Source organism: Streptomyces sp. NBC_00249 (assembly GCF_026342355.1).
Taxonomy (GTDB): domain Bacteria; phylum Actinomycetota; class Actinomycetes; order Streptomycetales; family Streptomycetaceae; genus Streptomyces.
Window position 1 is genome coordinate 413112 of the sequence record NZ_JAPEMV010000004.1, and the last position, 26349, is coordinate 439460.

Annotated in this window: 24 protein-coding genes and 1 pseudogene; 12 read left to right on the forward strand and 13 right to left on the reverse strand. The window is 74.0% G+C overall.

From position 1 onward, the window contains the following. The first annotated feature begins 290 nt into the window (after positions 1-290). From OOK31_RS20235 to OOK31_RS20250, 4 genes are read left to right on the forward strand one after another with little or no spacing between them, the layout of a single operon-like run. Entirely contained in the window at positions 291-1205 is a 915-nt protein-coding gene (locus OOK31_RS20235; RefSeq protein ID WP_267088690.1) for an NTP transferase domain-containing protein, read from the forward strand. Beyond that, complete coding sequence (locus tag OOK31_RS20240; protein WP_267088691.1) at positions 1202-2503, forward strand: molybdopterin molybdotransferase MoeA; 1302 nt, start codon at positions 1202-1204, stop codon at positions 2501-2503. The genes OOK31_RS20235 and OOK31_RS20240 overlap by 4 nt, the downstream gene beginning before the upstream one ends. Continuing rightward, positions 2491-3591, forward strand: coding sequence for a TrkA family potassium uptake protein (locus OOK31_RS20245; protein WP_267088692.1), 1101 nt, complete (start codon positions 2491-2493; stop codon positions 3589-3591). The genes OOK31_RS20240 and OOK31_RS20245 overlap by 13 nt, the downstream gene beginning before the upstream one ends. 38 nt (positions 3592-3629) lie before the next feature. Beyond that, a complete protein-coding gene (locus OOK31_RS20250) occupies positions 3630-4607 on the forward strand; it encodes an NAD(P)H-quinone oxidoreductase (protein WP_267088693.1) in 978 nt (325 codons plus the stop codon). Positions 4608-4721: 114 nt separating this feature from the next. Here the strand turns inward: OOK31_RS20250 and OOK31_RS20255 are convergent, their stop codons facing one another. The 3 genes and pseudogenes from OOK31_RS20255 to pdhA form a co-directional block, all read right to left on the reverse strand. After that, positions 4722-6038: a dihydrolipoamide acetyltransferase family protein gene (locus OOK31_RS20255; RefSeq protein ID WP_267088694.1), complete on the reverse strand. Its 1317-nt coding sequence runs from the start codon at positions 6036-6038 to the stop codon at positions 4722-4724. Further along, positions 6038-7045, reverse strand: a complete 1008-nt coding sequence (locus OOK31_RS20260; protein WP_267088695.1) for an alpha-ketoacid dehydrogenase subunit beta — start codon at positions 7043-7045, stop codon at positions 6038-6040. Before OOK31_RS20260 ends, OOK31_RS20255 begins: the two co-directional genes overlap by 1 nt. Next, positions 7045-8178: pseudogene (gene pdhA / locus OOK31_RS20265) on the reverse strand (pyruvate dehydrogenase (acetyl-transferring) E1 component subunit alpha); the annotation flags it as partial. The gene OOK31_RS20260 and the pseudogene pdhA, both read right to left, overlap by 1 nt. 177 nt (positions 8179-8355) lie before the next feature. Between pdhA and OOK31_RS20270 the strand changes: the two are divergent. Continuing rightward, the gene (locus OOK31_RS20270; RefSeq protein WP_267088696.1) at positions 8356-8943 is read left to right on the forward strand and encodes an Lrp/AsnC family transcriptional regulator; all 588 of its coding nucleotides are present in this window, start codon (positions 8356-8358) and stop codon (positions 8941-8943) included. A 66-nt stretch (positions 8944-9009) separates the two neighbouring features. Here the strand turns inward: OOK31_RS20270 and OOK31_RS20275 are convergent, their stop codons facing one another. After that, positions 9010-9597 (reverse strand): TetR/AcrR family transcriptional regulator, encoded by a 588-nt coding sequence (locus OOK31_RS20275; protein WP_267088697.1) that lies wholly within the window; start codon positions 9595-9597, stop codon positions 9010-9012. Further along, positions 9594-11120, reverse strand: a complete 1527-nt coding sequence (locus tag OOK31_RS20280) for a 3-hydroxyacyl-CoA dehydrogenase (protein WP_267088698.1) — start codon at positions 11118-11120, stop codon at positions 9594-9596. Before OOK31_RS20280 ends, OOK31_RS20275 begins: the two co-directional genes overlap by 4 nt. Before the next feature lie 167 nt (positions 11121-11287). On the opposite strand from OOK31_RS20280, the gene paaN reads away from it, so the two are divergent. Further along, on the forward strand, positions 11288-12970 hold the full coding sequence (gene paaN, locus OOK31_RS20285) for a phenylacetic acid degradation protein PaaN (RefSeq protein ID WP_267088699.1): 1683 nt from the start codon (positions 11288-11290) through the stop codon (positions 12968-12970). 143 nt (positions 12971-13113) lie between these two features. Here the strand turns inward: paaN and OOK31_RS20290 are convergent, their stop codons facing one another. The 3 genes from OOK31_RS20290 to OOK31_RS20300 form a co-directional block, all read right to left on the reverse strand. Continuing rightward, positions 13114-13887: an RNA methyltransferase gene (locus tag OOK31_RS20290; protein WP_267088700.1), complete on the reverse strand. Its 774-nt coding sequence runs from the start codon at positions 13885-13887 to the stop codon at positions 13114-13116. A gap of 122 nt (positions 13888-14009) precedes the next feature. Beyond that, positions 14010-15173 carry an HTTM domain-containing protein gene (locus tag OOK31_RS20295; protein ID WP_267088701.1) on the reverse strand — a complete coding sequence of 388 codons (1164 nt, stop codon included), beginning with the start codon at positions 15171-15173 and terminating at the stop codon, positions 14010-14012. Then, on the reverse strand, positions 15161-15847 hold the full coding sequence (locus OOK31_RS20300; protein ID WP_323188234.1) for a DUF5819 family protein: 687 nt from the start codon (positions 15845-15847) through the stop codon (positions 15161-15163). Before OOK31_RS20300 ends, OOK31_RS20295 begins: the two co-directional genes overlap by 13 nt. A gap of 174 nt (positions 15848-16021) precedes the next feature. On the opposite strand from OOK31_RS20300, the gene paaA reads away from it, so the two are divergent. The 6 genes from paaA (at position 16022) to OOK31_RS20330 (ending at position 20860) form a co-directional block, all read left to right on the forward strand. Then, positions 16022-16987: a 1,2-phenylacetyl-CoA epoxidase subunit PaaA gene (gene paaA, locus OOK31_RS20305; RefSeq protein ID WP_267088945.1), complete on the forward strand. Its 966-nt coding sequence runs from the start codon at positions 16022-16024 to the stop codon at positions 16985-16987. Then, positions 16984-17268: a 1,2-phenylacetyl-CoA epoxidase subunit PaaB gene (gene paaB, locus OOK31_RS20310; RefSeq protein WP_267088703.1), complete on the forward strand. Its 285-nt coding sequence runs from the start codon at positions 16984-16986 to the stop codon at positions 17266-17268. Before paaA ends, paaB begins: the two co-directional genes overlap by 4 nt. After that, positions 17265-18014, forward strand: a complete 750-nt coding sequence (gene paaC, locus OOK31_RS20315) for a 1,2-phenylacetyl-CoA epoxidase subunit PaaC (protein WP_267088704.1) — start codon at positions 17265-17267, stop codon at positions 18012-18014. Before paaB ends, paaC begins: the two co-directional genes overlap by 4 nt. Further along, the gene (paaD, locus tag OOK31_RS20320; protein ID WP_267088705.1) at positions 18011-18511 is read left to right on the forward strand and encodes a 1,2-phenylacetyl-CoA epoxidase subunit PaaD; all 501 of its coding nucleotides are present in this window, start codon (positions 18011-18013) and stop codon (positions 18509-18511) included. Before paaC ends, paaD begins: the two co-directional genes overlap by 4 nt. Continuing rightward, entirely contained in the window at positions 18512-19609 is a 1098-nt protein-coding gene (locus tag OOK31_RS20325) for a 2Fe-2S iron-sulfur cluster-binding protein (RefSeq protein ID WP_267088706.1), read from the forward strand. Positions 19610-19717: 108 nt separating this feature from the next. Beyond that, positions 19718-20860 carry an acyl-CoA dehydrogenase family protein gene (locus tag OOK31_RS20330; RefSeq protein ID WP_267088707.1) on the forward strand — a complete coding sequence of 381 codons (1143 nt, stop codon included), beginning with the start codon at positions 19718-19720 and terminating at the stop codon, positions 20858-20860. 62 nt (positions 20861-20922) lie between these two features. Here the strand turns inward: OOK31_RS20330 and OOK31_RS20335 are convergent, their stop codons facing one another. The 5 genes from OOK31_RS20335 to OOK31_RS20355 all read right to left on the reverse strand — a co-directional run bounded on the left by OOK31_RS20335 (position 20923) and on the right by OOK31_RS20355 (position 26250). After that, entirely contained in the window at positions 20923-21267 is a 345-nt protein-coding gene (locus tag OOK31_RS20335; protein ID WP_267088708.1) for a rhodanese-like domain-containing protein, read from the reverse strand. A gap of 52 nt (positions 21268-21319) precedes the next feature. After that, positions 21320-22153: a J domain-containing protein gene (locus OOK31_RS20340; RefSeq protein WP_267088709.1), complete on the reverse strand. Its 834-nt coding sequence runs from the start codon at positions 22151-22153 to the stop codon at positions 21320-21322. Positions 22154-22247: 94 nt separating this feature from the next. Beyond that, complete coding sequence (locus OOK31_RS20345) at positions 22248-23624, reverse strand: DUF2252 domain-containing protein (RefSeq protein WP_267088946.1); 1377 nt, start codon at positions 23622-23624, stop codon at positions 22248-22250. A 260-nt stretch (positions 23625-23884) separates the two neighbouring features. Then, positions 23885-24544 (reverse strand): response regulator transcription factor, encoded by a 660-nt coding sequence (locus OOK31_RS20350; protein ID WP_323188235.1) that lies wholly within the window; start codon positions 24542-24544, stop codon positions 23885-23887. 8 nt (positions 24545-24552) lie between these two features. After that, positions 24553-26250, reverse strand: coding sequence for a histidine kinase (locus tag OOK31_RS20355; RefSeq protein WP_267088710.1), 1698 nt, complete (start codon positions 26248-26250; stop codon positions 24553-24555). Positions 26251-26349: the final 99 nt, after the last annotated feature.

Sequence of the window (26349 nt, forward strand, 5' to 3'; positions counted from 1 at the left end):
ACCCGCAGACGCACGGCTACGCCGCCACCTTCCAGCCCCGCCGGCGTTTGAGGCGCGGGGTCCGGGGCGGAGCCCCAGGGAACGGACCCGCAGACGCACGGCTACGCCGCCACCTTCCAGCCCCGCCGGCGTTTGAGGCGCGGGGTCCGGGGCGGAGCCCCAGGGAACGGGCGAAGGGTGGGGCGGGGAGCAAGCCCCGCGCAGCGGCACCACGAACCCCGTCCGGGCCCCGGTAAGGCGGCGGTAAGCGGCGCCCCCACGGCACCGCCCCGACGGCCATACTCGAAGCCATGACCTACGACGCGATCGTCCTGGCCGGCGGCGCGGCCCGCCGCCTCGGCGGGGCCGACAAGCCCGCCCTGCACGTAGGCGGCCGCGCCCTCCTGGACCGGGTCCTGGACGCCTGCGCGGACGCCCGCGCGACGGTCGTGGTCGGCGCCCGGAGGGCAACGGCCCGCCCGGTCCGCTGGGCCCGCGAGGACCCGCCCGGCGGCGGCCCCGTGGCCGCGCTGGACGCCGGGCTGCGGCAGACGACCGCCGAGCTGGTCCTCGTACTCTCCGCCGACCTGCCCTTCCTCGACCGGGACACCGTCCACGCCCTCCTCGACGCCGCCGCGTCGGACGGCGCCCCCCTCGACGCCACCGCGTCCGACGGCGTGCTGCTCCGCGACCCCGACGGCCGCGACCAGCCCCTCGTCGCCGCCTACCGCACCGAACCGCTGCGCCGCGAACTCGCCCTGCTCGCCACCGAGCACGGTCACCTGCGCGACCTGCCCCTGCGCGCCCTGACCGCCGAACTGGACCTGGCGACCATCACCGCCGCCGCGCCGCTCGCCTCCTTCGACTGCGACACCTGGGAGGACCTGGCGGCGGCCCGGGCCCGCATCAGGGAGCATGGGAGTGTGCTGGAGCAATGGATCACCGCCGCCAAGACCGAGCTCGCCATCGAGGACGTCGACGTCGACGTCAAGACCCTGCTCGACCTCGCCCGTGACGCCGCCCACGGCGTCGCCCGGCCCGCGGCGCCGCTGACGACCTTCCTCGTCGGCTACGCGGCCGCCCGCGCCGAGGCCGCCGGCACCGACCCCGCCCGGGCCGTCGCCGAAGCCTCCCGCAAGGCCGCCGACCTCGCCCTGCGGTGGGCCGCCGAAACCGACCCCGCCCAGAGCGGCCCCGTCCAGCCCGAGGAGACCGGCTCCGGATGACCCGTACCGACGCCGACGGCGCCCTCGACGAGGCCCTCGCCCTGGTCAGCCGCGACCCCGGGCACGGCCCGGGCGGCGGCGGCCCCGAGCACCGCGCCTCCCCCTGGCACCGCGCCCGCGAGAGCGCCGTACGCGCCGGCTCGGGCGCCCGGGGCCGCACCCACCGCGTCCCCCTCGCGGAGGCACTCGGCGAGGTGCTGGCCGCGCCCCTCGACGCCCTCGGCGACCTGCCCTCCTTCGACACCTCCGCCATGGACGGCTGGGCCGTCGCCGGCCCGGGCCCCTGGCAGGTCCGCCCGGGCGGCGAGATCCTCGCCGGGGCCGAGCCGCCCGGGCCCCTCGCGGACGGGGCCTCCGTCCGGATCGCCACCGGCGCCCGGATCCCCGCCGACACCACCGCGGTGATCCGCAGCGAGCACGCCCGCGAGTCCGGCGGCCAGCTGTACGCCGAGCGGCCCGTCTCCACCGGCCAGGACATCCGCCCGCGCGGCCAGGAGTGCCGTTCCGGCGACCTGCTGCTGCCCACCGGCTCCCTCGTCACCCCGGCCGTCCTCGGGCTCGCCGCGGCCGCCGGGTACGACGAGCTCGTCACCCGGCCGCGGCCCCGCGTGGAGATCCTCGTCCTCGGTGACGAGCTGCTCACCGAGGGCCTCCCGCACGACGGCCTGATCCGTGACGCCCTCAGCCCGATGCTCGGCCCCTGGCTCGCCCGGATCGGCGCCGAGGTCGTCGCCACCCGCCGGCTCGGCGACGACCCGGCCGGCGCCGAGGCCCTGTTCGAGGCCGTCACCGGCTCCACCGCCGACGTGGTCCTCACCACCGGCGGCACCGCCTCCGGCCCCGTCGACCACGTCCACCCCGTGCTGCACCGCGCCGGCGCCGAGCTGCTCGTCGACGGGGTCGCCGTGCGCCCCGGGCATCCGATGCTGCTGGCCCGGATCGGCGACCGGGCCGACGGCCGCCACCTGGTCGGGCTGCCCGGCAATCCGCTGGCCGCCGTATCCGGGCTGCTGACCCTCGCCGAGCCGCTGCTCCGGGCCCTCGCCGGCCGCCGCCGCAGGCCCCGGTACACGGCGCCGGTCCAGGGCGACGTACCCGGGCACCCGTACGACACCCGGCTCGTGCCGGTGCTGCTGACCGACGAGCACGCCGTACCGCTGCGCTGGAACGGCCCGGCGATGCTCCGCGGGGTGGCGGCCGCCGACGCGCTGGCCGTCGTACCGCCGCACGGCGCGCGGTCGGGGCAGGACCTGGAGATCCTGGACCTGCCGTGGGCCTCGGGGGGATGTTTCACGTGAAACTTCACGGCCAGGACGCCATGGCGCGGGGCGCCGACGAGAAGCTCGTCTCACGCCGCGTCAAACTGCCCAAGCGGGTGGTCGAGAAGCCCTTGCGGCAGGTCACCCGCCGTCTGCTGATGGCCCTGTTCGTGCTGTGCCTGACGGTCCTGATCGTCTGGCTCGACCGCGCGGGCTACCACGACAACGCCAACGAGCAGGTCGACTTCCTCGACTGCGTCTACTACGCGACCGTGACCCTGTCGACGACCGGCTACGGCGACATCGTCCCGTACAGCGACAGCGCGAGGCTGGTCAACGTCCTGCTGATCACCCCACTGCGGGTGCTCTTCCTGATCATCCTGGTCGGCACCACTCTGGAAGTCCTGACCGAGCGCACCCGCGAGGAGTGGCGGCTCAACCGCTGGAGGAACAACTTGCGCGAGCACACGGTCGTCGTCGGCTTCGGCACCAAGGGCCGCTCGGCCCTCCAGACGCTGCTGGCGACCGGCCTCCACAAGGACCAGGTCGTCATCGTCGACCCCAGCGCCAAGGTCATCGACATGGCCAACGCGGAGGGGTTCACGGGGGTCGTCGGCGACGCGACCCGCTCCGACGTGCTGCTGCGGGCCGAGCTCCACAAGGCCCGCCAGATCGTCATCGCCACCCAGCGGGACGACACGGCGGTCCTGGTCACCCTGACCGCCCGCCAGCTCAACCGGGGCGCGAAGATCGTCGCCGCCGTCCGCGAGGAGGAGAACGCGCCGCTGCTCAAGCAGTCCGGCGCGGACGCGGTCATCACGAGCGCCAGCGCGGCCGGCCGGCTCCTCGGGCTGTCCGTGCTCAGCCCGAGCGCGGGCACCGTGATGGAGGACCTCATCCAGCAGGGCACCGGCCTGGACCTGATCGAACGGCCCGTCCGCAAGCCGGAGGTGGGCCGCAGCGTCCGGGAGACCGAGGACCTGGTGGTCAGCGTGCTGCGCGGGCACCGGCTGCTCGCCTACGACGACCCGCACGCGAGCCCGCTCCAGTTGACGGACCGTCTGATCACCATCGTCCGCGCCACACCCCCGACGGCCCCTCACGTCACCCTCGGACCGGCCGAGTAGCGGTACGGGCGGGCCCGGCTTCGCGTAGATTCCGGGCCATGCATGCGATCACCATCGAGCAGCCCGGCGGGCCCGAGGCCCTCGTCTGGGCCGAGGCACCCGATCCGGTGGCGGGGCAGGGGGAGGTGCTCGTCGAGGTCGTGGCGAGCGCCGTGAACCGCGCCGACGTCCTCCAGCGACAGGGGTTCTACGACCCTCCGCCCGGCGCCTCGCGCCACCCCGGCCTGGAGTGTTCCGGGCGCGTGGTGGAGGTCGGGCCCGGGGTGTCCGGCTGGGCGGTGGGCGACGCGGTGTGCGCGCTGCTGGCCGGTGGCGGGTACGCGCAGCGGGTCGCCGTACCGGCGGGCCAGCTGCTGCCCGTACCGGCGGGCGTGGACCTGGTGGCGGCCGCCGCGCTGCCGGAGGTCGTCTGCACGGTGTGGTCCAACGTGTTCATGGTCGCCGGGCTGCGTCCCGGCGAGACCCTGCTCGTGCACGGCGGGGCCAGCGGCATCGGGACCATGGCGATCCAGCTGGGCAAGGCCGTGGGCGCGCGGGTGGCGGTGACGGCGGGCGGCAAGGAGAAGCTGGCGCGCTGCGCGGAGCTGGGCGCGGACATCCTCGTCGACTACCGCGAGCAGGACTTCGTGGAGGAGCTGCGGGCCGCGACGGGCGGGGCCGGGGCGGACGTGATCCTGGACATCATGGGCGCGAAGTACCTGGCGCGGAACCTGGACGCGCTCGCCGTGAACGGCCGGCTGGCCGTGATCGGGCTCCAGGGCGGCGTGAAGGCCGAACTGAACCTGGGCGCGCTGCTCGCCAAGCGGGCGGCGATCACCGCGACCTCCCTGCGGGCCCGGCCGCTGGAGGAGAAGGCGGCGATCGTGGCGGCCGTACGGGAGCACGTGTGGCCCCTGATCGCCTCCGGCCGCATCCAGCCGGTGGTGCACGCGACGTACCCGATGGCCGAGGCCGCCGAGGCACACCGGGTGATGGAGTCCGGCGGACACGTGGGCAAGCTGCTGCTCACGGTCTGACGGCGACGGCGCTCCGCGCGCGGTGTCCGGGGTCCGGGGCGGAGCCCCGGGGAACGGGCGAAGGGCGGGGCGGGGAGAAGTCCCGCGCAGCGGGACCGCCCCCGCCCCGGACCGTCAGAGCGTGCGCAGCAGCACCGCCGGGGATTCCACGCAGTCGGCGACGTACCGCAGGAAGCCGCCCGCCGTGCCGCCGTCGCACACCCGGTGGTCGAAGGTCAGCGACAGCTGGACGACCTTGCGGACCGCCAGCTGCCCGTCGTGGACCCACGGCTTGTCGATGATCCGGCCCACGCCGAGCATCGCCGCCTCCGGGTGGTTGATGATCGGCGTGGAGCCGTCGACCCCGAACACCCCGTAGTTGTTCAGGGTGAAGGTGCCGCCGGTGAGGTCGGCCGGGGTGAGCTTGCCCGCCCGGGCCAGCTCCGTCAGCCGGGCGAACTCCGCCGACAGGGACTCCGGGCTGCGCGTGTGGGCGTCGCGGACCACCGGGACCATCAGCCCGCGCTCGGTCTGTGCGGCGAAGCCCAGGTGCACGGACGGCAGCCGGACGATCTCCTTCGCCTCGAGGTCGACGGTGGAGTTGAGCTCCGGGTACCGGGCGAGCGCGGCCGTGCAGATCCGGGCCAGCAGCGCGAGCACCGAGATCTTCGGCCCGTCCACGGCGTTCATCGCGGCGCGGGCCGCCATCAGTTCGGTGGCGTCCGCGTCGACCCAGCAGGTGGCCTCGGGGATCTCGCGCCGGCTGCGCGAGAGCTTCTCCGCGACGGCGCCGCGCAGACCCTTGAGCGGGATCCGCTCCCCGGCGGGGGCGGTCGCGGCGACGGCCGTCGGCGCGGGTTCCACGGGCTTGAGGGCCGCCTCGACGTCGGCCCGCAGGATCAGACCCTCGGGGCCGGAGCCGCGCAGCTCCCGCAGGTCGAGCCCGTTGTCCCGGGCCAGCTTGCGGACCAGCGGGGAAATCACGGGCACCGGACCGGCGGGCACCACGGCGACGGGCGCGGGCGCCGCAACCGGGGCAGGGGCCGGAGCCGGAGCCGCGACAGGAGCAGGGGCGGGGGCCGCCGCTGCCGCCGGGCGGATCCGGCGGCGCCGCGCGGGCCGGGAGTGGTCCGTGCCGTATCCGACCAGCACGTTCCCCGAGCCCGAGCCCTCCCCGGCGGCCGGGTCGGGCTCCGGCAGGGTGCTGGAACCGACCGCCACCGTGATCAGCGGGGCCCCGACGGGCAGCTCCGTGCCCTCCTCGCCGAAGCGGGCGGTGACCACGCCCCCGTAGGGGCACGGCACCTCGACCATCGCCTTGGCGGTCTCGACCTCCACCACCGGCTGGTCGATCTCGACGACGTCGCCCACGGCCACCAGCCAGCGGACGATCTCCGCCTCGGTCAGTCCCTCACCGAGGTCGGGCAGCTTGAACTCCAGTACCTGCGGCATCAGTTCTCCCACTGCAGGCGGGCCACGGCGTCCAGGATCCGGTCCACGCCGGGCAGGTGGTGCTTCTCCAGCATCGGCGGCGGGTACGGGATGTCGAAGCCCGTCACCCGCAGCACCGGGGCCTCCAGGTGGTGGAAGCAGCGCTCCATGACGCGGGCGGCGATCTCCGCCCCCGGCCCGCCGAAACCGCCCGCCTCGTGGACGACCACCGCGCGCCCGGTACGGCGTACGGAGGCCACGACGGTGTCCTCGTCGAAGGGGACCAGCGAGCGCAGGTCCACGACCTCCAGGTCCCAGCCCTCCTCGCGGGCCGCCTCGGCCGCCTCCAGGCAGACCGGGAGGGAGGGTCCGTAGGTGATCAGGGTGGCGCTCGCGCCCGTGCGCCGGACCAGGGCCTTGCCGATGCCCGGCACGGACGCCGGCGACTCGGGCGACCAGGCGGCCTTCGACCAGTACAGGCGCTTGGGCTCGAGGAAGACCACCGGGTCGTCGCTGGCGATCGACGCGCGCAGCAGTCCGTACGCGTCCTCGACCGTCGCCGGGGTCACCACGTGCAGTCCGGGGGTGGCCACGTAGTAGGCCTCGGAGGAGTCGCAGTGGTGCTCGACGCCGCCGATGCCGCCGCCGTACGGCACGCGGATGGTGATCGGGAGCGGCATCGCGCCCCGGGTGCGGTTGCGCATCTTCGCGACGTGCGAGATGAGCTGCTCGAAGGCCGGGTAGGCGAACGCGTCGAACTGCATCTCCACGACCGGCCGCAGCCCGTACATGGCCATGCCGACGGCGGTGCCCAGGATCCCGGCCTCCGCGAGCGGGGTGTCCGTGACCCGGTCCTCGCCGAACTCCTTCGCGAGTCCGTCCGTGATCCGGAAGACCCCGCCGAGGGCGCCGACGTCCTCGCCCATCACGTGGACGGTCGGGTCCTCCGCCATCGCGTCGCGCATGGCCCGGGTGAGCGCCTGCGCCATCGTCGCGGGCTTCACCGCCTGCTCGGCCACCGTGCTCATGCGTCGTCCTCGGCTTCCAGTTCGGCACGCAGCAGTTCCGCCTGCTCGCGCAGCTGGCCGGTCTGCTCCGCGTAGACGTGTGCGAAGAGGTCCATCGGGTCGAGGACCGGATCGGCGTTCATCCGCTCGCGCAGGTTCGCCGCCATCGCCTCGGCGGCGTCGCGGGCCTCCTGGATGCCGGCGGCGTCAAGGATCCCGCGCGCGGTCAGCTCGCGCTCCAGCAGCTCCACCGGGTCGTGCGCCTTCCAGGCCTCCACCTCGGCGTCGGAGCGGTAGCGCGTCGCGTCGTCGGCGTTCGTGTGGGCCTCCATCCGGTACGTGACGGCCTCGATGAGGGTCGGCCCGCCGCCCGCCCGGGCCCGCTGGACGGCTTCGGTGAGGACCTCGTGCATGGCGGCCACGTCGTTGCCGTCGACGAGACGGCCCGGCATTCCGTACCCGACGGCCTTGTGGGCCAGCGTCGGGGCGGCGGTCTGCTTGGCGAGCGGCACGGATATCGCGAAGCCGTTGTTCTGGACCAGGAAGACGACCGGGGCCTGCCAGACGGCCGCGAAGTTCAGCGCCTCGTGGAAGTCGCCCTCGCTGGTGCCGCCGTCGCCGACCATGGCGAGGGCGACGACCTCGTCGCCGCGCAGCCGGGCGGCGTGCGCCAGGCCCACCGCGTGCGGCAGCTGGGTGGCGAGCGGGGTGCACAGCGGGGCTATCCGGTGCTCGCGCGGGTCGTACCCGGTGTGCCAGTCGCCGCGCAGCAGCGTCAGGGCCTGTACGGGGTCCAGCCCGCGCGCCACGGCGGCGAGGGTGTCCCGGTAGCTCGGGAACAGCCAGTCCTGCTCCTCCAGGACCAGTGCGGCCGCGATCTCGGCGGCCTCCTGGCCCACGGTGGAGGGGTACACGGCGAGACGGCCCTGCCGGGTCAGCGCGGTGGCCTGCGCGTTGTATCGGCGGCCGCGCACCAGTTCGGCGTAGTACCGGCGCATCAGAGCGGGGTCGAGGCGGTCGGCCGCCGGTGTGCCCAGCACCCGGTACGGCTCGGGGTCCGGAAGCAGCGGGGCGGCCTCCGTACGGGGCCTCCAGGCGGGCGGCGGGGTGGCACGGTGGGACGCACCGGCACCGGGCAGCTCTTGGACCGTCATGGCGGCGTACACCTCCTCGTGGGAAGCGGGCAGGGACGTCTCGGGTGTGAGGCGCCTCACCTACCGATTGTTCGGTCGTTGGCGCAATTTGGCTACAGGCGGCTCCAGGCTGTGGACAAAGTGGCGGCGGGGCCCTGGGATGGGTGCAGGACGTCCAGGAGAGGGAGGCAGTGGGCAATGCCGGATGAACAAATGGCCGGAGCGGGTTCCGTACCGGTCCCACCGGGGGGTGCCACCGGCGCCCCGGGCGCCTCCGGGGGCCCCCAGGCACCGGCCGTCCCGCCGCGCCCCCTGGACCCCATCGACCGCTCGATCATGCGGCTGCTCCAGGCGGACGGGCGCGCGTCGATACGCTCGGTGGCCGAGCAGGTCCACGTCTCGCGCGCGAACGCCTACGCCCGGATCAACCGGCTGATCGACGACGGGGTGATCCGCGGGTTCACGGCCCGCGTGAACCACGAACGCGCAGGTCAGGGCGCCTCTGCCTATATCACCCTGAAGATCGTCCAGAACTCGTGGCGGACGGTCCGCGAGAAGCTCCGCGAGCTGCCGGGCGCGGCCCACATCGCGCTGGTCAGCGGAGACTTCGACGTCCTCCTGCTGGTCCACACCCCCGACAACCGCACCCTGCGCGAACTGGTCCTGACCCGCCTCCAGGCCATCCCGGAAGTCCTCTCGACCCGCACGCTCCTGGTCTTCGAAGAAACGGATCTCCTGGCCCCGGGCCCCTCCACCACCCCACCGACCACCCTCACGGAGGCCTAGGCCGTCTCTTCCTCCGAAAGAGACGGCCTAGGCCACCCCCTCGGGGGACGGCCGCGGGCGTGGGGTCTACGGGGTCGTGCGCAGGCCGTCGAAGGCCATGTGGACGACCGCGTCCGCGAGCTGGTCGGGGGTGGTGCCCGGGTGCGGGCGGTACCACTCGACCAGGGAGTTCACCATGCCGAACAGCAGGCGGGTGGCGAGCCTGATGTCCACGTCGGCGCGCAGGTCCCCGTCGGCCGCGGCGGCCTTGAGGAGGTCGGCGACCTGGTGGTCGAACTCACGGCGGCGCTCCAGGGCCCAGCGCTCGGTGCGGGTGTTGCCGCGCACCCGGAGCAGGAGGGTGACGTACGGCAGCTCCGAGACCAGGACCTCGACCGTGCGGCGGGTGACGTACTCGACCCGTTCGACCGCGCGGCCGCGTACCGCTCCGGGCTCCTCCAGGACCGCGAAGAGCCCGTCCAGGGCGCGGCTGACGGCGCGCAGCAGCAGTTCTTCCTTGCCCGCGACGTGGTGGTAGATCGAGGACTTGGAGATGCCCGCGGCCTTGGAGAGGTGCTCCATCGAGGTGCCGTCGTAGCCGCGCTCGTTGAAGACCTGGACGGCGACCGTCAGCAGGGTTTCCGGGGTGTAGGTGTCCCGCCGGGTGGTGGTCATGCGCTTTCCCCCTCGCCGTCGGCGTCGTCCTCGCCGGCCGCGTAGCCCAGCTTGAACAGGGCCAGCGAGGGCGCGTAGCGGCCTCCGGGACAGCGTTCGTCCAGGTGGTGCAGCAGGTCGTACGCCCAGTCCCGGCCGAGCCGGTCGTGCCATTCGGCCGGGCCCATCGGGTAGTTGACGCCGAGCCGCATCGCGGTGTCGATGTCCTCGGCGGTGGCGACGCCGCGCGCGACGGCGTCGGCGGTGAGGTCGATCAGCATGGCCACGGTCCGGGCGACGATCATGCCGGGGACGTCGCCGATGACGGAGACCTTCTTGCCGAGCTTCTGGAAGAGCCCGATCGCCTCGGCGAGGGTCCGCTCGGTGGTGTCCTCGCTGGCGGAGAGCGCGACGCGGCCGGCCTGGCGGTAGTCCAGCGCGAGGTCGAAGTAGACGACGTCCGCGAACTCCACGGAGGTCTTGCCGTCGGCCAGCACCAGCTGGCCCTCGCCGGGCAGCTGGATGTACGGGCCGCCGTGCTCGGTGGCCGTGACCGCGATCCCGGCCTCCTCGATGAGCTCGGCGAGCGCGGCGGCCGGGCCGAGGTCGCCGACGACGGTGACCTTGTCTGGGGCCGCTTCGGGGCCCGCCGTGTGCGGCTCGGGCTGGAGCGCGTCGTCCCCGTACGGGAACCAGCCGTGCCCGGACTTGCGGCCGAGGCGGCCCGACTGGACCAGGCGGCGCTGGGCGAGCGAGGGGGTGAACTTGGGGCTCCGGAAGAAGGAGTCCCACACGGAGCGGGTGACGGCCTCGTTGACGTCCTGGCCGATCAGGTCGGTCAGCTGGAACGGGCCCATCTTGAAGCCGCCGCTCTCGCGGAGCACGGCGTCGATCGTCGCCGGGTCGGCGCCCTGCTCCTCGTACACCGCGAAGGCCTCGGCGTAGAAGGGGCGGGCGATCCGGTTGACGATGAAGCCGGGGGTGTCGGCGCAGCGGACCGGGTTCTTGCCCCATCCCAGGACCGTGTCGTACGCGCGCTCGGCGGCGGCCGGGTCGGTCGCGAAGCCGCTGACCACCTCGACGAGCGGGAGCAGCGGGGCCGGGTTGAAGAAGTGCAGGCCGAGGAAGCGGCCGGGGCGCGCGAGCCCGGCGGCGAGCTCGGTGACGGAGAGGGAGGAGGTGTTGGTGGCCAGCAGGGCGTCCGGCGCGACCACTCCTTCGAGTGCCGCGAAGAGCGAACGCTTGACGGTGGCGTCCTCGACGACGGCCTCGACGACGAGCGCGGCGTCGGCGAGGGCGGCGAGGCCGTCCGCCGCACCGATCCGGCCGATCGCGTCCTCGGCCTCGGCCCGGTCGAGGCGGCCCTTGGCGGCCATCCGCTCGACGCGCTCGCGCACGAGGGCCGCTCCGGCGGCGGCGAGGTCGTGGTCGATGTCGTGGATCAGCACGCGGTGACCTGCGAGGAGGGCCACCTGGGCGATGCCCTGTCCCATGGTGCCGGCGCCGACGACCGCCACAGTGCGGGACCGCTCGATTGCTGTCATGTCCTGATCCTCCCGCACCGACTTATCCACAGGTCTGCCGGGCCCTCTTGTCCCGACCGATCGTTCGGTTACTCTAACTCCAGTCTGCTCTTCTTCACCCGCCCCTGCCTGATCCCGGTCTGCGACCCAGTCCGATCTTGCCCGGCTCAACGAGGAGTTGGTCCCTGATGGCCGCCGAGCTCACCCTCCCCCAGCTGACCGAGAAGCACCGGTCCACCCTGGACCAGGCGCTGACTGCCATCCGCAGCCGCGCCTACTGGTCCCCGCACCCCGAGCACCCGAAGGCGTACGGCGAGAGCGCCCCGGCCGACGGCCTCGCGGCCTTCGAGGCCGTCCGCGGCACCCGCTTCGACCTCGGGCAGCCCGGCACCGACGGCTGGGCGGGCGGCGAGGTGTCCCCGTACGGCCCGGAGCTGGGCGTCGAGTACCCGCATGTCGACCCGGACGTGCTGCTGCCCGCGATGCGGGTCGGCATGGGCTCCTGGCGGGACGCCGGGCCCGAGGCGCGCGCCCTGGTCTGTATCGAGATCCTGGCCCGGATCGGCGCCCGGACGCACGAGTTCGCGCACGCGGTCATGCACACCAGCGGCCAGGCCTTCATGATGGCCTTCCAGGCGGGCGGACCCCACGCGCAGGACCGCGGCCTGGAGGCGGTGGCCTACGCCTACGAGGAGCAGACCCGGGTCCCCGGGCAGGCGGACTGGTCGAAGCCGCAGGGCAAGCGGGACCCGCTGGAGCTGGGCAAGACCTTCACCGCGGTGCCGCGCGGGATCTCGCTGATGATCGGCTGCAACACCTTCCCCACCTGGAACGGCTACCCGGGCCTCTTCGCCTCCCTCGCCACGGGCAACGCGGTGCTGGTCAAGCCCCACCCGCGCGCCGTCCTCCCGCTGGCGCTCACGGTGAAGGTGGCCCGCGAGGTCCTCGCCGAGGCCGGCTTCGACCCGAACCTGGTGGCCCTGGCCGTCGAGCGGCCGGGCGAGGGCATCGCGAAGACCCTGGCCCTGCGCCCCGAGATCAAGCTGATCGACTACACCGGCTCGACGGAGTTCGGCGACTGGCTGGAGGCCAACGCCCGCCAGGCGCAGGTCTACACGGAGAAGGCCGGCGTCAACACCGTCGTCGTCGACTCCACCTCCGACTACAAGGGGATGCTGTCCAACCTGGCCTTCTCCCTGTCCCTGTACAGCGGCCAGATGTGCACCACCCCGCAGAACCTGCTGATCCCGCGCGAGGGCATCGACACGGACGCCGGCCACAAGTCGTACGACGAGGTCGTCGCCGATCTCGCCGCCTCGGTGGGCGGCCTGCTCGGTGACGACGCCCGTGCCAACGCCCTGCTGGGCGCGCTGGTCAACCCGGACGTCAAGACCCGCCTGGAGGCGGCCGCCGGCCTCGGGGAGGTCGCGCTGGCCTCCCGCGAGGTGGTCAACCCCGAGTTCCCGGACGCCGTCGTACGGACCCCGGTGATGGTGAAGCTGGACGCCGCCAAGGCGGACCCGGAGGCGCCGTACCTGTCGGAGTGCTTCGGCCCGGTCTCCTTCGCGGTGGCCGTCGACTCCACGGCGGACGCCCTGGAGCTGCTGCGCCGCACGGTGCGGGAGAAGGGCGCGATGACGGTCGGCGCGTACACGACCTCGGCGGACACCGAGCGGGCCATCGAGGAGGTCTGCCTGGAGGAGTCGGCGCAGCTGTCGCTGAACCTGACGGGCGGGGTGTACGTCAACCAGACCGCGGCCTTCTCCGACTTCCACGGCTCCGGCGGCAACCCGGCGGCGAACGCCGCGCTGTGCGACGGCGCGTTCGTCGCGAACCGCTTCCGCGTGGTGGAGGTCCGCCGCCAGGCCTGAAGCCCGAACCCTGCGCCAGAGGCGGGGCCCGACGCCGTAAGGCCGTCAGGCCCCAGCCCCTGCTCCACCCCGACGCGACGACGCTCGGCGCGGCCGCGGCGGTCGTGGGCGTCGGCGTCGGCGTCGGCGTCGGCGTCGGCGTCCTAGGAGTGCTCGCCGCCCTGCTCGGCGGCCGGCGGGGGACCGCCCCAGTGGAAGAGGGTCATGGCGACGCTGGTGGCCAGGTTGTAGCTGGAGACCTGCGGGCGCATCGGCAGGGAGACGAGGTGGTCGGCGCGGGCGCGAAGCTCGGGTGAGATCCCGTGGCGTTCCGAGCCGAAGGCCAGCAGGGCGTCGTCCGGGAGGGTCAGGGCGCGGATGTCGGCGCCCTCCGGGTCGAGCGCGTACACGGGCCCCGCCGGGAGTTCCTCCAGCTCGACCCGGTCCACGGTGGTGGCGTAGTGCAGCCCGGCCCCGGCACGGACCACGTTCGGGTGCCAGGGGTCGAGGTCGCCCCGGGTCAGCACCCCGGTGGCGCCGAAGCCGGCGGCGAGGCGGACGACGGCCCCGACGTTGCCGAGGTTGCGGGGGTTGTCGAGCAGCACGATCGGGGCGGTGCGGGGGGTGCGCGCCAGGGCGGCCCGGCCCTGCTCCCGGTCGGGGCGGACGGCGAGCGCGGCGACCCCGGTGGGGTGCACGCGGGGCAGCAGTTCCTTGAGCTCGGCCCGGCGCACCAGCCGCTCCACCTGCGGGGCCACGTCCGGAGCCAGCCCGGCGGCGAGCGCCCGTACCGCCTCGGGGTCGTCGGCGACGGCCGCCAGCACCTCGGCGCCGAAGCGCAGGGCGTGCTTCAGGGCGTGGAACCCGTCGAGCAGGACCACCCCGTCCCGCCCGGCCGCCTCCCGCCACTCCCGCCCGACACCCACCTGCTCACTCATACCGCTGACCCTACGCGGGGCTGGATAGATCCAGCCCCGCCGGCGTTTGAGGCGCGGGGTCTGGGGCGGAGCCCCAGGGAACGGTGGAAGGGCGGGTAGGGGACCAGCCCCGCGCAGCGGTGTCAGCGCGGGACGGGGCTCGGTTCGGCGGGCGCCGACGCAGGGGCCGGGACCCGCCCGGACCCCTTCCGACCGGCGGCCAGCCGTACGGCGGTGGCCCGCGCCCCCACCCACACCAGCAACCCGGTCGGCAGGAACACCGCATCGGCGGCGATCATCGCCAACGAGAAGAACGGCAGCCCCAACAGCACCGCGATGCCCACGTGCTCCAGCATCATCAGCGCGAGCAGCACGTTCTTGACCCGCCGGTCGAACAGCGTGAACGGGAACGCCACCTGCACCGCGACCGTCCCGTACGTCAGCAGCATCACCAGCGTCCCGCTCCCGGCGAGCGCCCCGGAGAGCCCCGGCCACGGGGTGAAGTAGTCCAGCCCGAGCGGGTAGTACAGGGCGGTGCCGTCCTGCCACCGCGAGCCCTGGATCTTGTACCAGCCGGCGGTCGCGTAGATCAGGCACACCTCCGCCATGATCACCAGCATCCCCGCGTTGTGCAGCAGGTTCGCGAGGACGTCGAGGGCGGCCCGGCCCTCGCCCTCCCGTTCGTACCGGTCGACCAGCCACCACAGCCCGAGCCCCACCCACAGCGCCGCGAAGGCCGACGTCCAGCCCGCGCCGAACCGCCCGCTCGCCGCCCCGAAGACGAGGAAGCCGCCCAGCACCAGCCACAGCAGCGGTCCGGCCGCCCCCGCCGAGGCCGAGCCCCGCAGCCGGGCCCGCCGCGCGTCCAGCGACCAGACCCGCGCGCAGCGGGTCAGCACCAGGTAGACGGCCATGAGGTGGATGACGTTGTCCCCGCCGTCGCCCATGAACACGCTGCGGTTCTGCAGGGACAGCACCCCGACCATGAAGACGACGGACGTCGCCCGCGTCCGCCAGCCGAGCAGCAGCAGCACGCTCGCCAGCACCGCGACCGCGTAGACGGTCTCGAACCAGAGCGCGGAGTCCGACCACAGCAGCACCGTGAAGGCCTTGTTGCCGTCGACGAGGCGCTCCGCCAGCTGCCAGCTCCACGGCCCGTCGGGGCCGTACAGCTCGTGGCGGTGGGGGAACTCCCGCAGCAGGAAGAACAGCCAGGTCCCGGCGAAGCCGATGCGGACCACGGCGCTCTGGTACGGGCCCAGCGCCTCCCCGGTGACCTTCGCCAGCGCCCGTCTCACACGTTCCACCACGGCAGCTCCCGGTAGTACGTCTGGGTGTCGGTCTTCTCGTCGCTCCAGCCCGGCGCGGCCACGGCCCGCGTCGCCGAGCGGAGCTGGATCCGTACGATCCGCTCGCCGTCGCGCTGCGCGGGGGTCAGCCGGTTCAGGGCGATCCGCCGCAGGTACTCCTCGGAGAGGGCGCCGCGGTCGCCGCTGGGCCGGTTCTCCTCGTCGTGGGAGCCGGTGAAGAAGTCCCAGGCCCGGCGGAGCTCGTTCTGCTCGGTGTGGCTGGGCAGCAGGCTGTGGCGGATGGCCGCGCCGTCCTCGGCGGACAGGTCGCGCCAGTCGGCGGTGACGAGTTCGCCGGCGGGGGTGCGGACCTGGGCGCGGACCTCCACGGAGATGTTCTGCTGGAGGGGATTGGGCGCGAAGAGCTTCCAGTTCTGTTCGAACTCGGGGTAGACCCAGGAGTCGATCAGGGCCGCGTGCCGTTTGCTGACCGTGTTGGGCGGGGCGACGTGCAGGAAGACGAAGGCCAGGTGCGCGCAGGCGGCGACGCCCACCACCGCCAGGGCGAGGGCGGCGAGGACCCGGTAGGGGGTCGACAGGCCCGCGATGCCGGGCGCCCGGGGCCCTGGGGCCGGTGGCGGGACGTCCGGCGGAAGGACTCCTTCCGCGGGCTCGTGCTCGTTCGAATCCATCCCGCCCCGATCATCCGGCGTCCACAGGCTTGCCCACAGAGGTTGACACCCTACGGGCCGCCGTCTCACCATTGAAGTGGATGAACCGAACGATCGGTCGGTCGGGCGGACGGCAGACTCAGAGAGGGGGCCGGGATGGTCGCAGTGACCCCGGAAACGGGCACGTCAGGCACGATGGAGGCGCACCCCGCCGATCTCGGCGCGCAGCTCCTGGCGGCGTTCGACGCCGCGGTGGCGGCCGACGAGCGCGTGGAGCCGCGCGACTGGATGCCCGAGGAGTACCGCGCCTCCCTGGTCCGCCAGATGGCCCAGCACGCACATTCCGAGATCATCGGCATGCAGCCCGAGGCCAACTGGATCACCCGCGCGCCCTCGCTGCGCCGCAAGGCGATCCTGATGGCCAAGGTGCAGGACGAGGCGGGCCACGGCCTCTACCTCTACAGCGCGGCCGAAACCCTCGGCACCAGTCGCGACGAGCTGCTCGACAAGCTCCACTCGGGCAAGCAGAAGTACTCCTCGATCTTCAACTACCCCACCCTGACCTGGGCGGACGTGGGCGCGATCGGCTGGCTCGTGGACGGCGCGGCGATCACCAACCAGGTCCCGATCTGCCGCTGCTCCTACGGCCCGTACGCCCGCGCCATGGTCCGGATCTGCAAGGAGGAGTCCTTCCACCAGCGCCAGGGCTTCGAGCTCCTCATGGCCCTGTCCAAGGGCACCGAGGCCCAGCACGCCATGGCGCAGGACGCCGTCGACCGCTGGTGGTGGCCCTCGCTGATGATGTTCGGCCCGCCGGACGACGAGTCGGCGCACTCCGCGCAGTCGATGGCCTGGCGGATCAAGCGGCACTCCAACGACGAGCTGCGCCAGCGGTTCGTCGACATCGCCGTCCCGCAGGCCGAGGCCCTCGGCCTGACCCTGCCCGACCCCGACCTCAAGTGGAACGAGGAGCGCGGGCACCACGACTTCGGCGCCATCGACTGGGCGGAGTTCTGGGACGTGCTCAAGGGCAACGGCCCCTGCAACGAACAGCGCATCAGCCAGCGGCGCCGGGCGCACGAGGAAGGCGCCTGGGTCCGCGAAGCGGCCGCGGCGTACGCCGGCAAGCACACCAGCACAGGACGAGAGGTACAGGCATGACGCAGAACTGGCCCCTGTGGGAGGTGTTCGTGCGCTCGCGCCGCGGCCTCTCGCACACGCACGCGGGCAGCCTCCACGCCCCCGACGCGGAGATGGCGCTGCGCAACGCCCGCGACCTCTACACGCGGCGGGGCGAGGGCGTCTCGATCTGGGTCGTGCCCTCCACCCAGATCGTGGCCTCCTCGCCGGACGAGCGGGACCCCTTCTTCGAGCCCTCCGCCGACAAGCCCTACCGGCACCCCACCTTCTACGAGATCCCCGAGGGGGTGCGTCACCTGTGAGCACACCAGTGAGCAGCACCGGCACCGGCACCGCGGACGTCACCGCGGCCGCCGCGCTGGCCCTCGGCGACGACGCGCTGATCCTCTCCCACCGCCTCGGCGAATGGGCCGGCCACGCCCCGGTCCTGGAGGAGGAGCTGGCCCTCGCCAACATCGCCCTCGACCTGCTCGGCCAGGCCCGCGTCCTGCTGTCCATGGCCGGCGACGAGGACGAGCTGGCCTACCTCCGCGAGGAGCGCGCCTTCCGCAACCTCCAGCTCGTCGAGCAGCCGAACGGCGACTTCGCCCACACCATCGCCCGGCAGCTGTACTTCTCCCTCTACCAGCACCTGCTCCACACGGAACTGGCCGCCGGGGACGGACCGTTCGCCCCTCTCGCGGCGAAGGCCGTGAAGGAGACCGCCTACCACCGCGACCACGCCGAGCAGTGGACGCTGCGGCTCGGCGACGGCACCGAGGAGAGCCGGCGCCGCATGCGGGCCGCGCTGGACTCGCTGTGGAAGTACACCGGGGAGCTGTTCCAGCCGGTCGAGGGACTGGAGCTGGACACGGCCGCCCTCGAGGCGGCCTGGCTGGCCGCGCTGGGCGACGTACTGGAGCGGGCCGGTCTGGCACTGCCCGAGGGGCCGCGTACGGGCGCCTGGGCCGCCGGAGCGGGCCGTCAGGGCCTGCACACCGAGCCGTTCGGGCGGATGATCGCTGAGATGCAGCACCTGCACCGCAGCCACCCCGGAGCGTCGTGGTGAGCGCCGCCGCGCCGACCCGCCTGGAGGCGGAGCTGGCCGAGCTGGCGGGCTCCGTCCCCGACCCGGAGCTGCCCGTGCTCAGCCTCGCCGAGCTGGGCGTCATGCGCGGGGTGCGGATGCACGAGGACGGCCACGTGGAGGTCACCCTCACCCCCACCTACACCGGCTGCCCGGCCATCGAGGCCATGTCGGCCGACATCGAGCGGATCCTCAACGGCCACGGCATACCCGAGGTGCGGGTCACCACCGTCCTCGCGCCCGCCTGGTCCACGGACGACATCACCGCCGAGGGCCGCCGCAAGCTGGCGGAGTTCGGCATCGCCCCGCCCCGCCCGCACTCCGCCGACGGACCGGTACCGCTGACCCTGTCGGTGCGCTGCCCCCACTGCGGGTCGACCGACACCGAGCTGCTCAGCCGGTTCTCCTCCACCGCGTGCAAGGCGCTGCGCCGCTGCGTCGCCTGCCGCGAACCGTTCGACCACTTCAAGGAGCTGTAGATGGCCGCACCCCGCCACGGCGCGTTCCACCCGCTGACGGTGGCGGCAGTCGACCGGCTCACCGACGACTCGGTGGCGCTGACCCTCCAGGTCCCCGAGGCCCTTCGCGAGGACTACCGGCACGCCCCCGGTCAGCACCTGACCCTGCGCCGTGTCTCCCCCGACGGTCCGGAGATCCGCCGGACCTACTCGATCTGCTCGACCGCCCCGGCCTCTGACGGTCCCGGGCCCGCGTCGCTCCAGGTCGGGGTGCGGCTGGTGGAGGGCGGCGAGTTCTCCACGTTCGCGCACAAGGAGATCGCCGCCGGGGACGTCCTGGACGTGATGGTCCCGGCCGGCCGGTTCGTGCTGGAGCCCGCCTTGGCCCCGGCCGCCGCGCACTACGCGGCGGTCGTCGGCGGCAGCGGCATCACCCCGGTGCTGTCGATCGCCGCCTCGCTGCTCGCGGCCCGTGCCGACGCCCGGTTCTGCCTGATCCGCAGCGACCGCAGCGCGGCGTCGACGATGTTCCTGGAGGAGGTCGCCGACCTCAAGGACCGCTACCCCGACCGCTTCCAGCTGGTCACCGTCCTCTCCCGCGAGGAGCAGGAGGCCGGGCTGCCGTCCGGCCGGCTCGACGAGGCCCGGCTGTCGGCCCTGTTGCCCGCGCTGCTGCCGGTCGCCGAGGTGACGGGCTGGTTCCTGTGCGGGCCCTACGGGCTGGTGACGGCCGCGGAGCGGGCCCTGGGCGCGCTGGGCGTCGTACGGACCCGGGTGCACGAGGAGATCTTCCACGTGGAGGGCACGGACGCGCCGGGCCCCGCCCGCGCGGCGGCGCCCGCGCACGGCCGGGTCACCGCACGGCTCGACGGCCGCTCGGGCACCTGGCCGGTGCAGGACGGTGAGTCGCTGCTGGACGCCGTCCTGCGGGCCCGCGCGGACGCCCCGTACGCCTGCAAGGGCGGGGTGTGCGGCACCTGCCGGGCCTTCCTCGTCAGCGGCGAGGTGCGGATGGACCGCAACTTCGCGCTGGAGGAGGAGGAGACGGAAGCCGGGTTCGTGCTGGCCTGCCAGTCCCACGCGGTGACCGAGGAAGTGGAGATCGACTTCGACCGCTGAGCCGCCGGCCGCCCGCGCCCCCGGAGCCCTGTCCATTTACAGGAACGTGTTCTATCTTGACGGCCCGTCAGGACAGAGCGGGATCCGGTGCGCGCGGGAGGACAGGCAGTGGACTTCACCTTCACCGAGGAACAGCAGGCGGCCGTCGAGGCGGCGAAGGCCGTGTTCGCCGATGTCGCTCCCGACGGCGTGCCCAGCCCGGCACTCACCCCGCGGGCCGTCGCCGAGGAGTTCGACCGGCCGCTGTGGGCCCAGCTCGCCTCGTCCGACCTGCTGAGCCTCGTCCTCGCCGAGGAACACGGCGGCGCCGGCCTGGACGCCATCGCCCTGTGCCTGGTGCTGCGCGAGGCCGCGAAGGTGCTGGCCCGGGTGCCACTGCTGGAGCACTGCGCCACCGCCATGGCCGTCCAGGCCCACGGCGGCCCCGCGCTCACCGCCGCCCTGCTGCCGGGCGCCGGGAGCGGCGCCCTCGTCCTGACCGTCGCCGCGCACGGCCGTACCGGCCACGACCCGGCCGAACTCGCCGTCACCGCACGCCGCGAGGACGCCGGCTGGACCCTGGACGGGGTGCAGACCTCCGTCCCCTGGGCGCACAGCGCCGACTGGATCGCCGTACCCGCCCGCACCGGCGAGGGCGAGGCCGTGCTCGCGCTGGTCCCGCGCACCACCGGGGGTCTCTCGCTCGCCGACCAGTACTCCACCAGTGGGGAGCGGCTCGCCGAACTCACCCTGGACGGCGTCCGGGTGCCCGCGACCCACCTGATCGACACCCCCGGGGCCTGGGACCGGCTGCGCCAGCTCCTGGCCACCGGGACCTGCGCACTCGCACTCGGCCTCGGCGAGGGTGTCCTCACCATGACCAGCCAGTACACCAGCAAGCGCGAACAGTTCGGCTTCCCCGTGGCCACCTTCCAGGCCGTGGCCGTCCAGGCCGCCGACCGGTACATCGACCTGCGCGCCATGGAGGTCACCCTCTGGCAGGCCGCCTGGCGCCTCGACGCCGCGACCGGCGGCGCGGGCGGCCCGCTCCCCAGCGCCGGAGACGTGGCCGTCGCCAAGATCTGGGCCTCCGAGGGCGTACGCCGCGTCGTGCAGACCGCCCAGCACCTGCACGGCGGCTTCGGCGCCGACACCGACTACCCGCTCCACCGCTACCACGCCTGGGCCAAGCAGCTGGAGCTCCAGCTCGGCCCGGCAGCGGCCCACGAGGAGGCCCTCGGCGACCTGCTGGCCGCCCACCCCCTCGCCTGAGCCGCCGACCCGCCGACCCGCCGACCCGCCGGGCCACCGGGCCACCGGGCCCCTGGGTTCCGCTACAGCACGAAGGCCGGGTTCCCGCTGTCCGTCACCATCGGGCGCCCGGCACCCTCCCAGGCCTGCATCCCGCCGTCGATGTTCACCGCGTCGATGCCCTGACGCAGCAGGTACTGGGTGACCTGCGCCGAACGCCCGCCGACCCGGCACATCACGTGCACCCGGCCGTCCTGCGGGGCGGCCTCGGTGAGCTCGCCGAAGCGGGCCACGAAGTCACTCATCGGGATGTGCAGCGCGCCGTCGACGTGCCCGGCCGCCCACTCGTCGTCCTCCCGGACGTCCAGCACAAAGCCTTCGGCGGGCACCGCGGCGGCGTCCACCGAGGGAAGCGGTCCGAGGTTCATCACTGTCGCCTTCTCTCTTCACGGATCTGGCCTGCCAACCTATCCGACCCCACTAGAGGACGGTGGTCAGCTCCGCCAGCTCCGTCTCGCGCTCGGAGACCTGCGCCAGCAGCTGCTCCGCGATCTCCTCCAGCAGCCGGTCCGGGTCGTCCGGGGCCATCCGCAGCATCGCCCCGATCGCGCTGTCCTCCAGCTCCCGGGCCACCAGGGAGAGCAGCTCCTTGCGCTGCGCCAGCCACTCCAGCCGGGCGTACAGCTCCTCGCTCTCGCTCGGCCGGACGGCCGCGGGCGCCGGACCGGCCGCCCACTCCTCGGCCAGCTCGCGCAGCAGCTGCTCCTCACCGCGCCCGTACGCGGCGTTGACCCGCACGATGAACTCCTCGCGGCGCGCCTGCTCGGCCTCGTCCTGCGCGAGATCCGGATGCGCCTGGCGGACCAGCTCGCGGTACAGGCGACGGACCTCCTCCGTCGGCCGCACCCGCTCCGGCGGCCGCACGGGCCGGTCGGTGAGCATCGCGGCGGCGTCGTCGGAGATCCCGTCCGAGCCCAGCCAGTCGTGGAACAGCTCCTCCACCCCGGGCATCGGCATGACCAGCGCCCGGGCGTCACGGGCCCGCCGCAGGTCCTCCGGATCACCGCTGCGGGCCGCCTTCGCCTCCGCGATCAGCGCGTCCAGCTCGTCGAGCCGCGAGTACATCGGGCCGAGCTTCTGGTGGTGCAGCCGGGAGAAGTTCTCGACCTCCACGCGGAAGGTCTCCACCGCGATCTCGAACTCGATCAGCGCCTGCTCGGCGGCGCGCACGGCCCGGTCGAGCCGTGCCTCGGGCCGCTCGTCACCGGAGGCGGCGGGCTCTTCGGGGACTGTCTGTTCGGTCTGCTCGCTCACCCGGCCAGCCTACGGCCCCGCCCGGCTCCCCATGTTTCACGTGAAACACAAGGAGCCGGGCAACAGCTCCGGCTTCCCGCCTCAGGCCCCGTCCTCAGACCCCGGCCTCCGCCGCGATCCGGCCGGAGCGGACCGCCGCGACCAGATCCGCGTGGTCGGCCTCGCTGCGGTCGGCGTAGGCCACCGCGAAGGCAGCCACGGCCTCGTCCAGCTCCTCGTTCTTCCCGCAGTACCCGGCGAGCAGCCGGGGGTCGGCGCTGTGCGCGTGGGCCCGCGCCAGCAGGGCGCCGGTCATCCGGCCGTAGTCGTCGATCTGCTCGACGGCCAGCGCCGCCGGGTCCACGCTGCCCTTGCGGTTGCGGAACTGGCGCACCTGGAAGGGCCGCCCCTCCACGGTGGTCCAGCCCAGCAGGATGTCGGAGACCACCTGCATCCGCTTCTGCCCGGCCACCACCCGGCGACCCTCGTGCTCCTCGGCCGGCGCGTGGAAGCCCAGCCCGGGCAGGTACGGCAGCAGGACGGAGGGCCGCGCCTCCTTCACCTGGAGCACCAGCGGCTCGCCCCGGTGGTCCAGCAGCAGCACCACGTACGAGCGGGTGCCCACGCTCCCGGTGCCCACCACCCGGAAGGCCACGTCGTGGATGGCGTACCGGGCCAGCAGCGGCAGCCGGTCACCGGGCAGCGTGTCCAGGTACGGGCCCAGCGAGGCCGCCACGGCCGCCGCCTCCCCGTCCCCGACCCGGCGCAGCACCGGCAGGGCGTCCACGAAGCGGCGTCCGCCGTCCGCGCCGGCCTCGGTCGACCTGGCCGCGAACCGGGCGGAGGTGTTGTTGCGGGCCTTCGCCGAGACCCGCTCCAGGGTGCCGAGCAGGTCACGGGCGTCGGTGTGGGAGACGAGTTCCTCGTCGGCGATGGCGTTCCACGCGTCCAGCGCGGGCAGCTTGGCCAGCAGCCGCATGGTCCGCCGGTACGCGCCCGCCGCGTCGAGCGCGGCCGCCCGGCAGGTGTCCTCGTCGGCGCCCGCGACCCGCCCGGCCAGTACCAGGGAGGTCGCCAGCCGCTTCAGGTCCCACTCCCAGGGCCCGAAGACGGTCTCGTCGAAGTCGTTGAGGTCGATGACGAGCCGGCCGCGCGCGTCGCCGTAGAGGCCGAAGTTGGCGGCGTGCGCGTCGCCGCAGATCTGCGCGCCCACCCCGGTCACCGGACCGCCGGACAGGTCGTGCGCCATCAGCCCGGCCGCCCCGCGCAGGAACGCGAAGGGGTTCGCGGCCATCCGGCCCACCCGTATCGGGGCCAGCTCGGCGACCCGGCCGGCGTTGGACTCCTCCACCGCGCGGACGGCGTCCGGGCGGTCGGCGGGTGCCTCGAAGCGGGCGTGCGCCGCGCGCGGTACGCGCTCGCGCAGCGCCCTCCCGGCCTCCTTGGCCGAACCGGCCACGGTCCGGGGCGCGAAGCCCCGGACCCCCGGTATCCGCCCGCCGCCGAAGCCCGCGCCGGAGCCCGCGCCAAAGCCCGCCCCGGAGCCCGCCGCCGCGCCCGTCACGAGGCCGGCCACAGCGCCCGCCACAGGACCCGGCGCCGTACCCAGCCCCGTACCCCGCCCTGCGCCCAGCCCCGTGCCCGTCGCCCCGTCCGACGCGTTCTGCCTCGGTACCGTCACCATCCGCGCTGCCCCCGCACGTGTCGCGCCATACCGGCCGCTGCGGCCGGTCGAGTTCGGCCCGACCGTATCTACAGCCCGGCGTCCCTGGCCAGCAGGGCCGCCTGGACGCGGTTCTCGCACTCCAGCTTCGCGAGGATCCGGCTCACGTACGTCTTCACCGTCGCCTCGCTCATGTGCAGCCGCCGGCCCGCGTCCGCGTTGGACAGGCCCTCCCCCAGCAGGGCCAGCACCCCGCGTTCGCGTTCGCTCAGCCCGTCCACCCGGCGCCGGGCCTCCTCGCCGCGGCCCGCGGCCCGCCCGGCCGCCAGCTGGTCCACCACGTGCCGGGTCGCGGCCGGCGACAGGTACGCGTCCCCGGCGGCCGCCGCCCGGACCGCGCCGATCAGCTCCGCGGGCGCCGAGTCCTTCAGCAGGAAACCCGCGCCGCCCCCGCTCAGCGCCCGCAGCACGTTCTCCCGCTCCCCGAAGGTGGTCAGGATCAGCGCCCGCACGCCCGGCGCCGCCCGCCCCAGCTCGCCCAGCGCGGTCAGCCCGTCCATCACCGGCATCTGGATGTCCAGCAGCACCACGTCGGGGGCGTGCGAGCGGGCCAGCTCCACCGCCTCCCGGCCGTTCGCGCCCTCCGCGACGACCTCGATGTCCGGAGCCGAGGTCAGGATCATCCTGATCCCGGCCCGGATCAGGGGTTCGTCGTCGGCGATCACCACTCGGATCACTTTGGCTGACACCCGCGCTCCTACTGCTTGACCTCGTAAGCCTGCTTCTCGACGAGCTTGCCGTCCCGGAAGCAGAAGCGGAAAACGGCATCGTCCGTCAGGTCCGGCGCGGCCTCGTCCGACAGCAGCGCCAGGCACTTCGCGCCCTGCGGTTTCGGCGGCCCCTTGCGGTCCAGTCCCGCCGTCAGGATGCTGTCCCCGCTCGGCAGCCGGTCGCGCACCTCGGACTCCGGGTCACCCACGTGGACGGCGTCGTATTCGGTCCGGCTGATGGTGGCCTTGTCCGCCGAGCCGACCATCAGCACCACCGCCGCCCCGATCACGATCACCAGCACCACCAGCGCCGCCACCGCGATCCCGCAGCCCATCACCACGCCGCCGCTCCGGCTGCGCACCGAGGCCGCCAGCTCCCGGTCGACCGCGCTCCAGTCGGTGGGCGCGGAGCCCTGGTCCTTGCGGCGCAGCGCCTGCGCCTGCGCCCGCTGCCCGAAGTCGTCGGGCACGTCCTCGGCGAGACCGGCCGGCTCCGTCCCGTACGGCAGCACGCCCGCCACCCGGAAGCCGCCGCCCTCGGCCGCCCCCGCGTGGACCATGCCGCCGACGAGTCGCGCCCGCTCGCGCAGTCCGGTCAGTCCCTGCCCGCCGGAGACGACCTCGCCCGCCGCGGGCCCGGCCGCCGGGCCGTTGGCGATCTCCACCACCAGCGAGTCGTCCTCGTAGCGCAGTTCGACCGTGATCGCGGCCCCCGGCGCGTGCTTGTAGGCGTTGGTCAGCGCCTCCTGCACGATCCGGTACGCCGCGTGGTCGCAGGCCGCGACGAGCGGCCTGGGCTGCCCGCTCGTCCGCAGCCGTACGTCGGTCCCCGCGGCCCGCGCCGCCTCCACGATCCCGCCAATCCCGGCCACTCCCCGCGCGGCGGGCTGCGCCTCCTCGACCGGGGTGGGCGCCTCCACCCCGTCGCGCAGGATCCCGACGACCTCGCGCAGCTCGTGCATGGCCTCCACCGAGGCCTGCCGCAGCACCCCCACGGCCTCCCGCTGACGGTCGGTGAGCTGCGGGTCCACCTCGAGGGCCCCCGTGTGCACCGAGATCAGGGCCAGCTGGTGGCCGAGGCTGTCGTGCATGTCCTGGGCGATCCGCTGCCGCTCCCGCAGCCTGGCCTGCCCGGCGACCATCGTCCGCTCGCGCAGCAGCTGGCTGTTGCGTTCCTGGAGGGCGCTCAGCAGGGTCCGGCGCTGGTACCAGTAGCGGCTCGCCAGTCCGGGCATGACCGTGGAGGCGAGGAAGATCAGCATGCCGAGGACCAGCATCAGCACGATCCGGCCCTGGGACCACTGGTCCAGCAGGCCCAGGCCGACCTCCGCGAAGAAGGCCAGGACGAAGGCGGCGAGCGCTCGGCCCACCCCGACGATCCGCCGGCCGGCCGACCAGGCGAGGACGACGGTCAGCAGTGCGGCGCCGGGCAGGAGCGCGGACGCCGCGGCGCCCAGCACCAGCGTGGTCGCCGGCAGCCGTCGGCGCAGCAGGGTGAACACCACCACGACGGCGAAGCCCGCGGCCATCTTCGGGCCGGAGCTGTTGTCGAGCTCGTCGATGCCCAGGCCGAGCAGGGCCACCACCACGACGAGCACCAGATCGCCCGCCAGTACCCGCCGGGTCCAGGGCTCGGGGCCCTTCAGCCAGTCCCAGCCCGCCCGCATCCTCGCCTTGGCATCCACGCGACCGACCCTAGACACCGCCGTCCACCACCGTCCGCCCACTTTCGTCGCTCGTCGCGTGACGAAAGTCGGACCGCCGAAGAGTTGGGGGACGGCGCC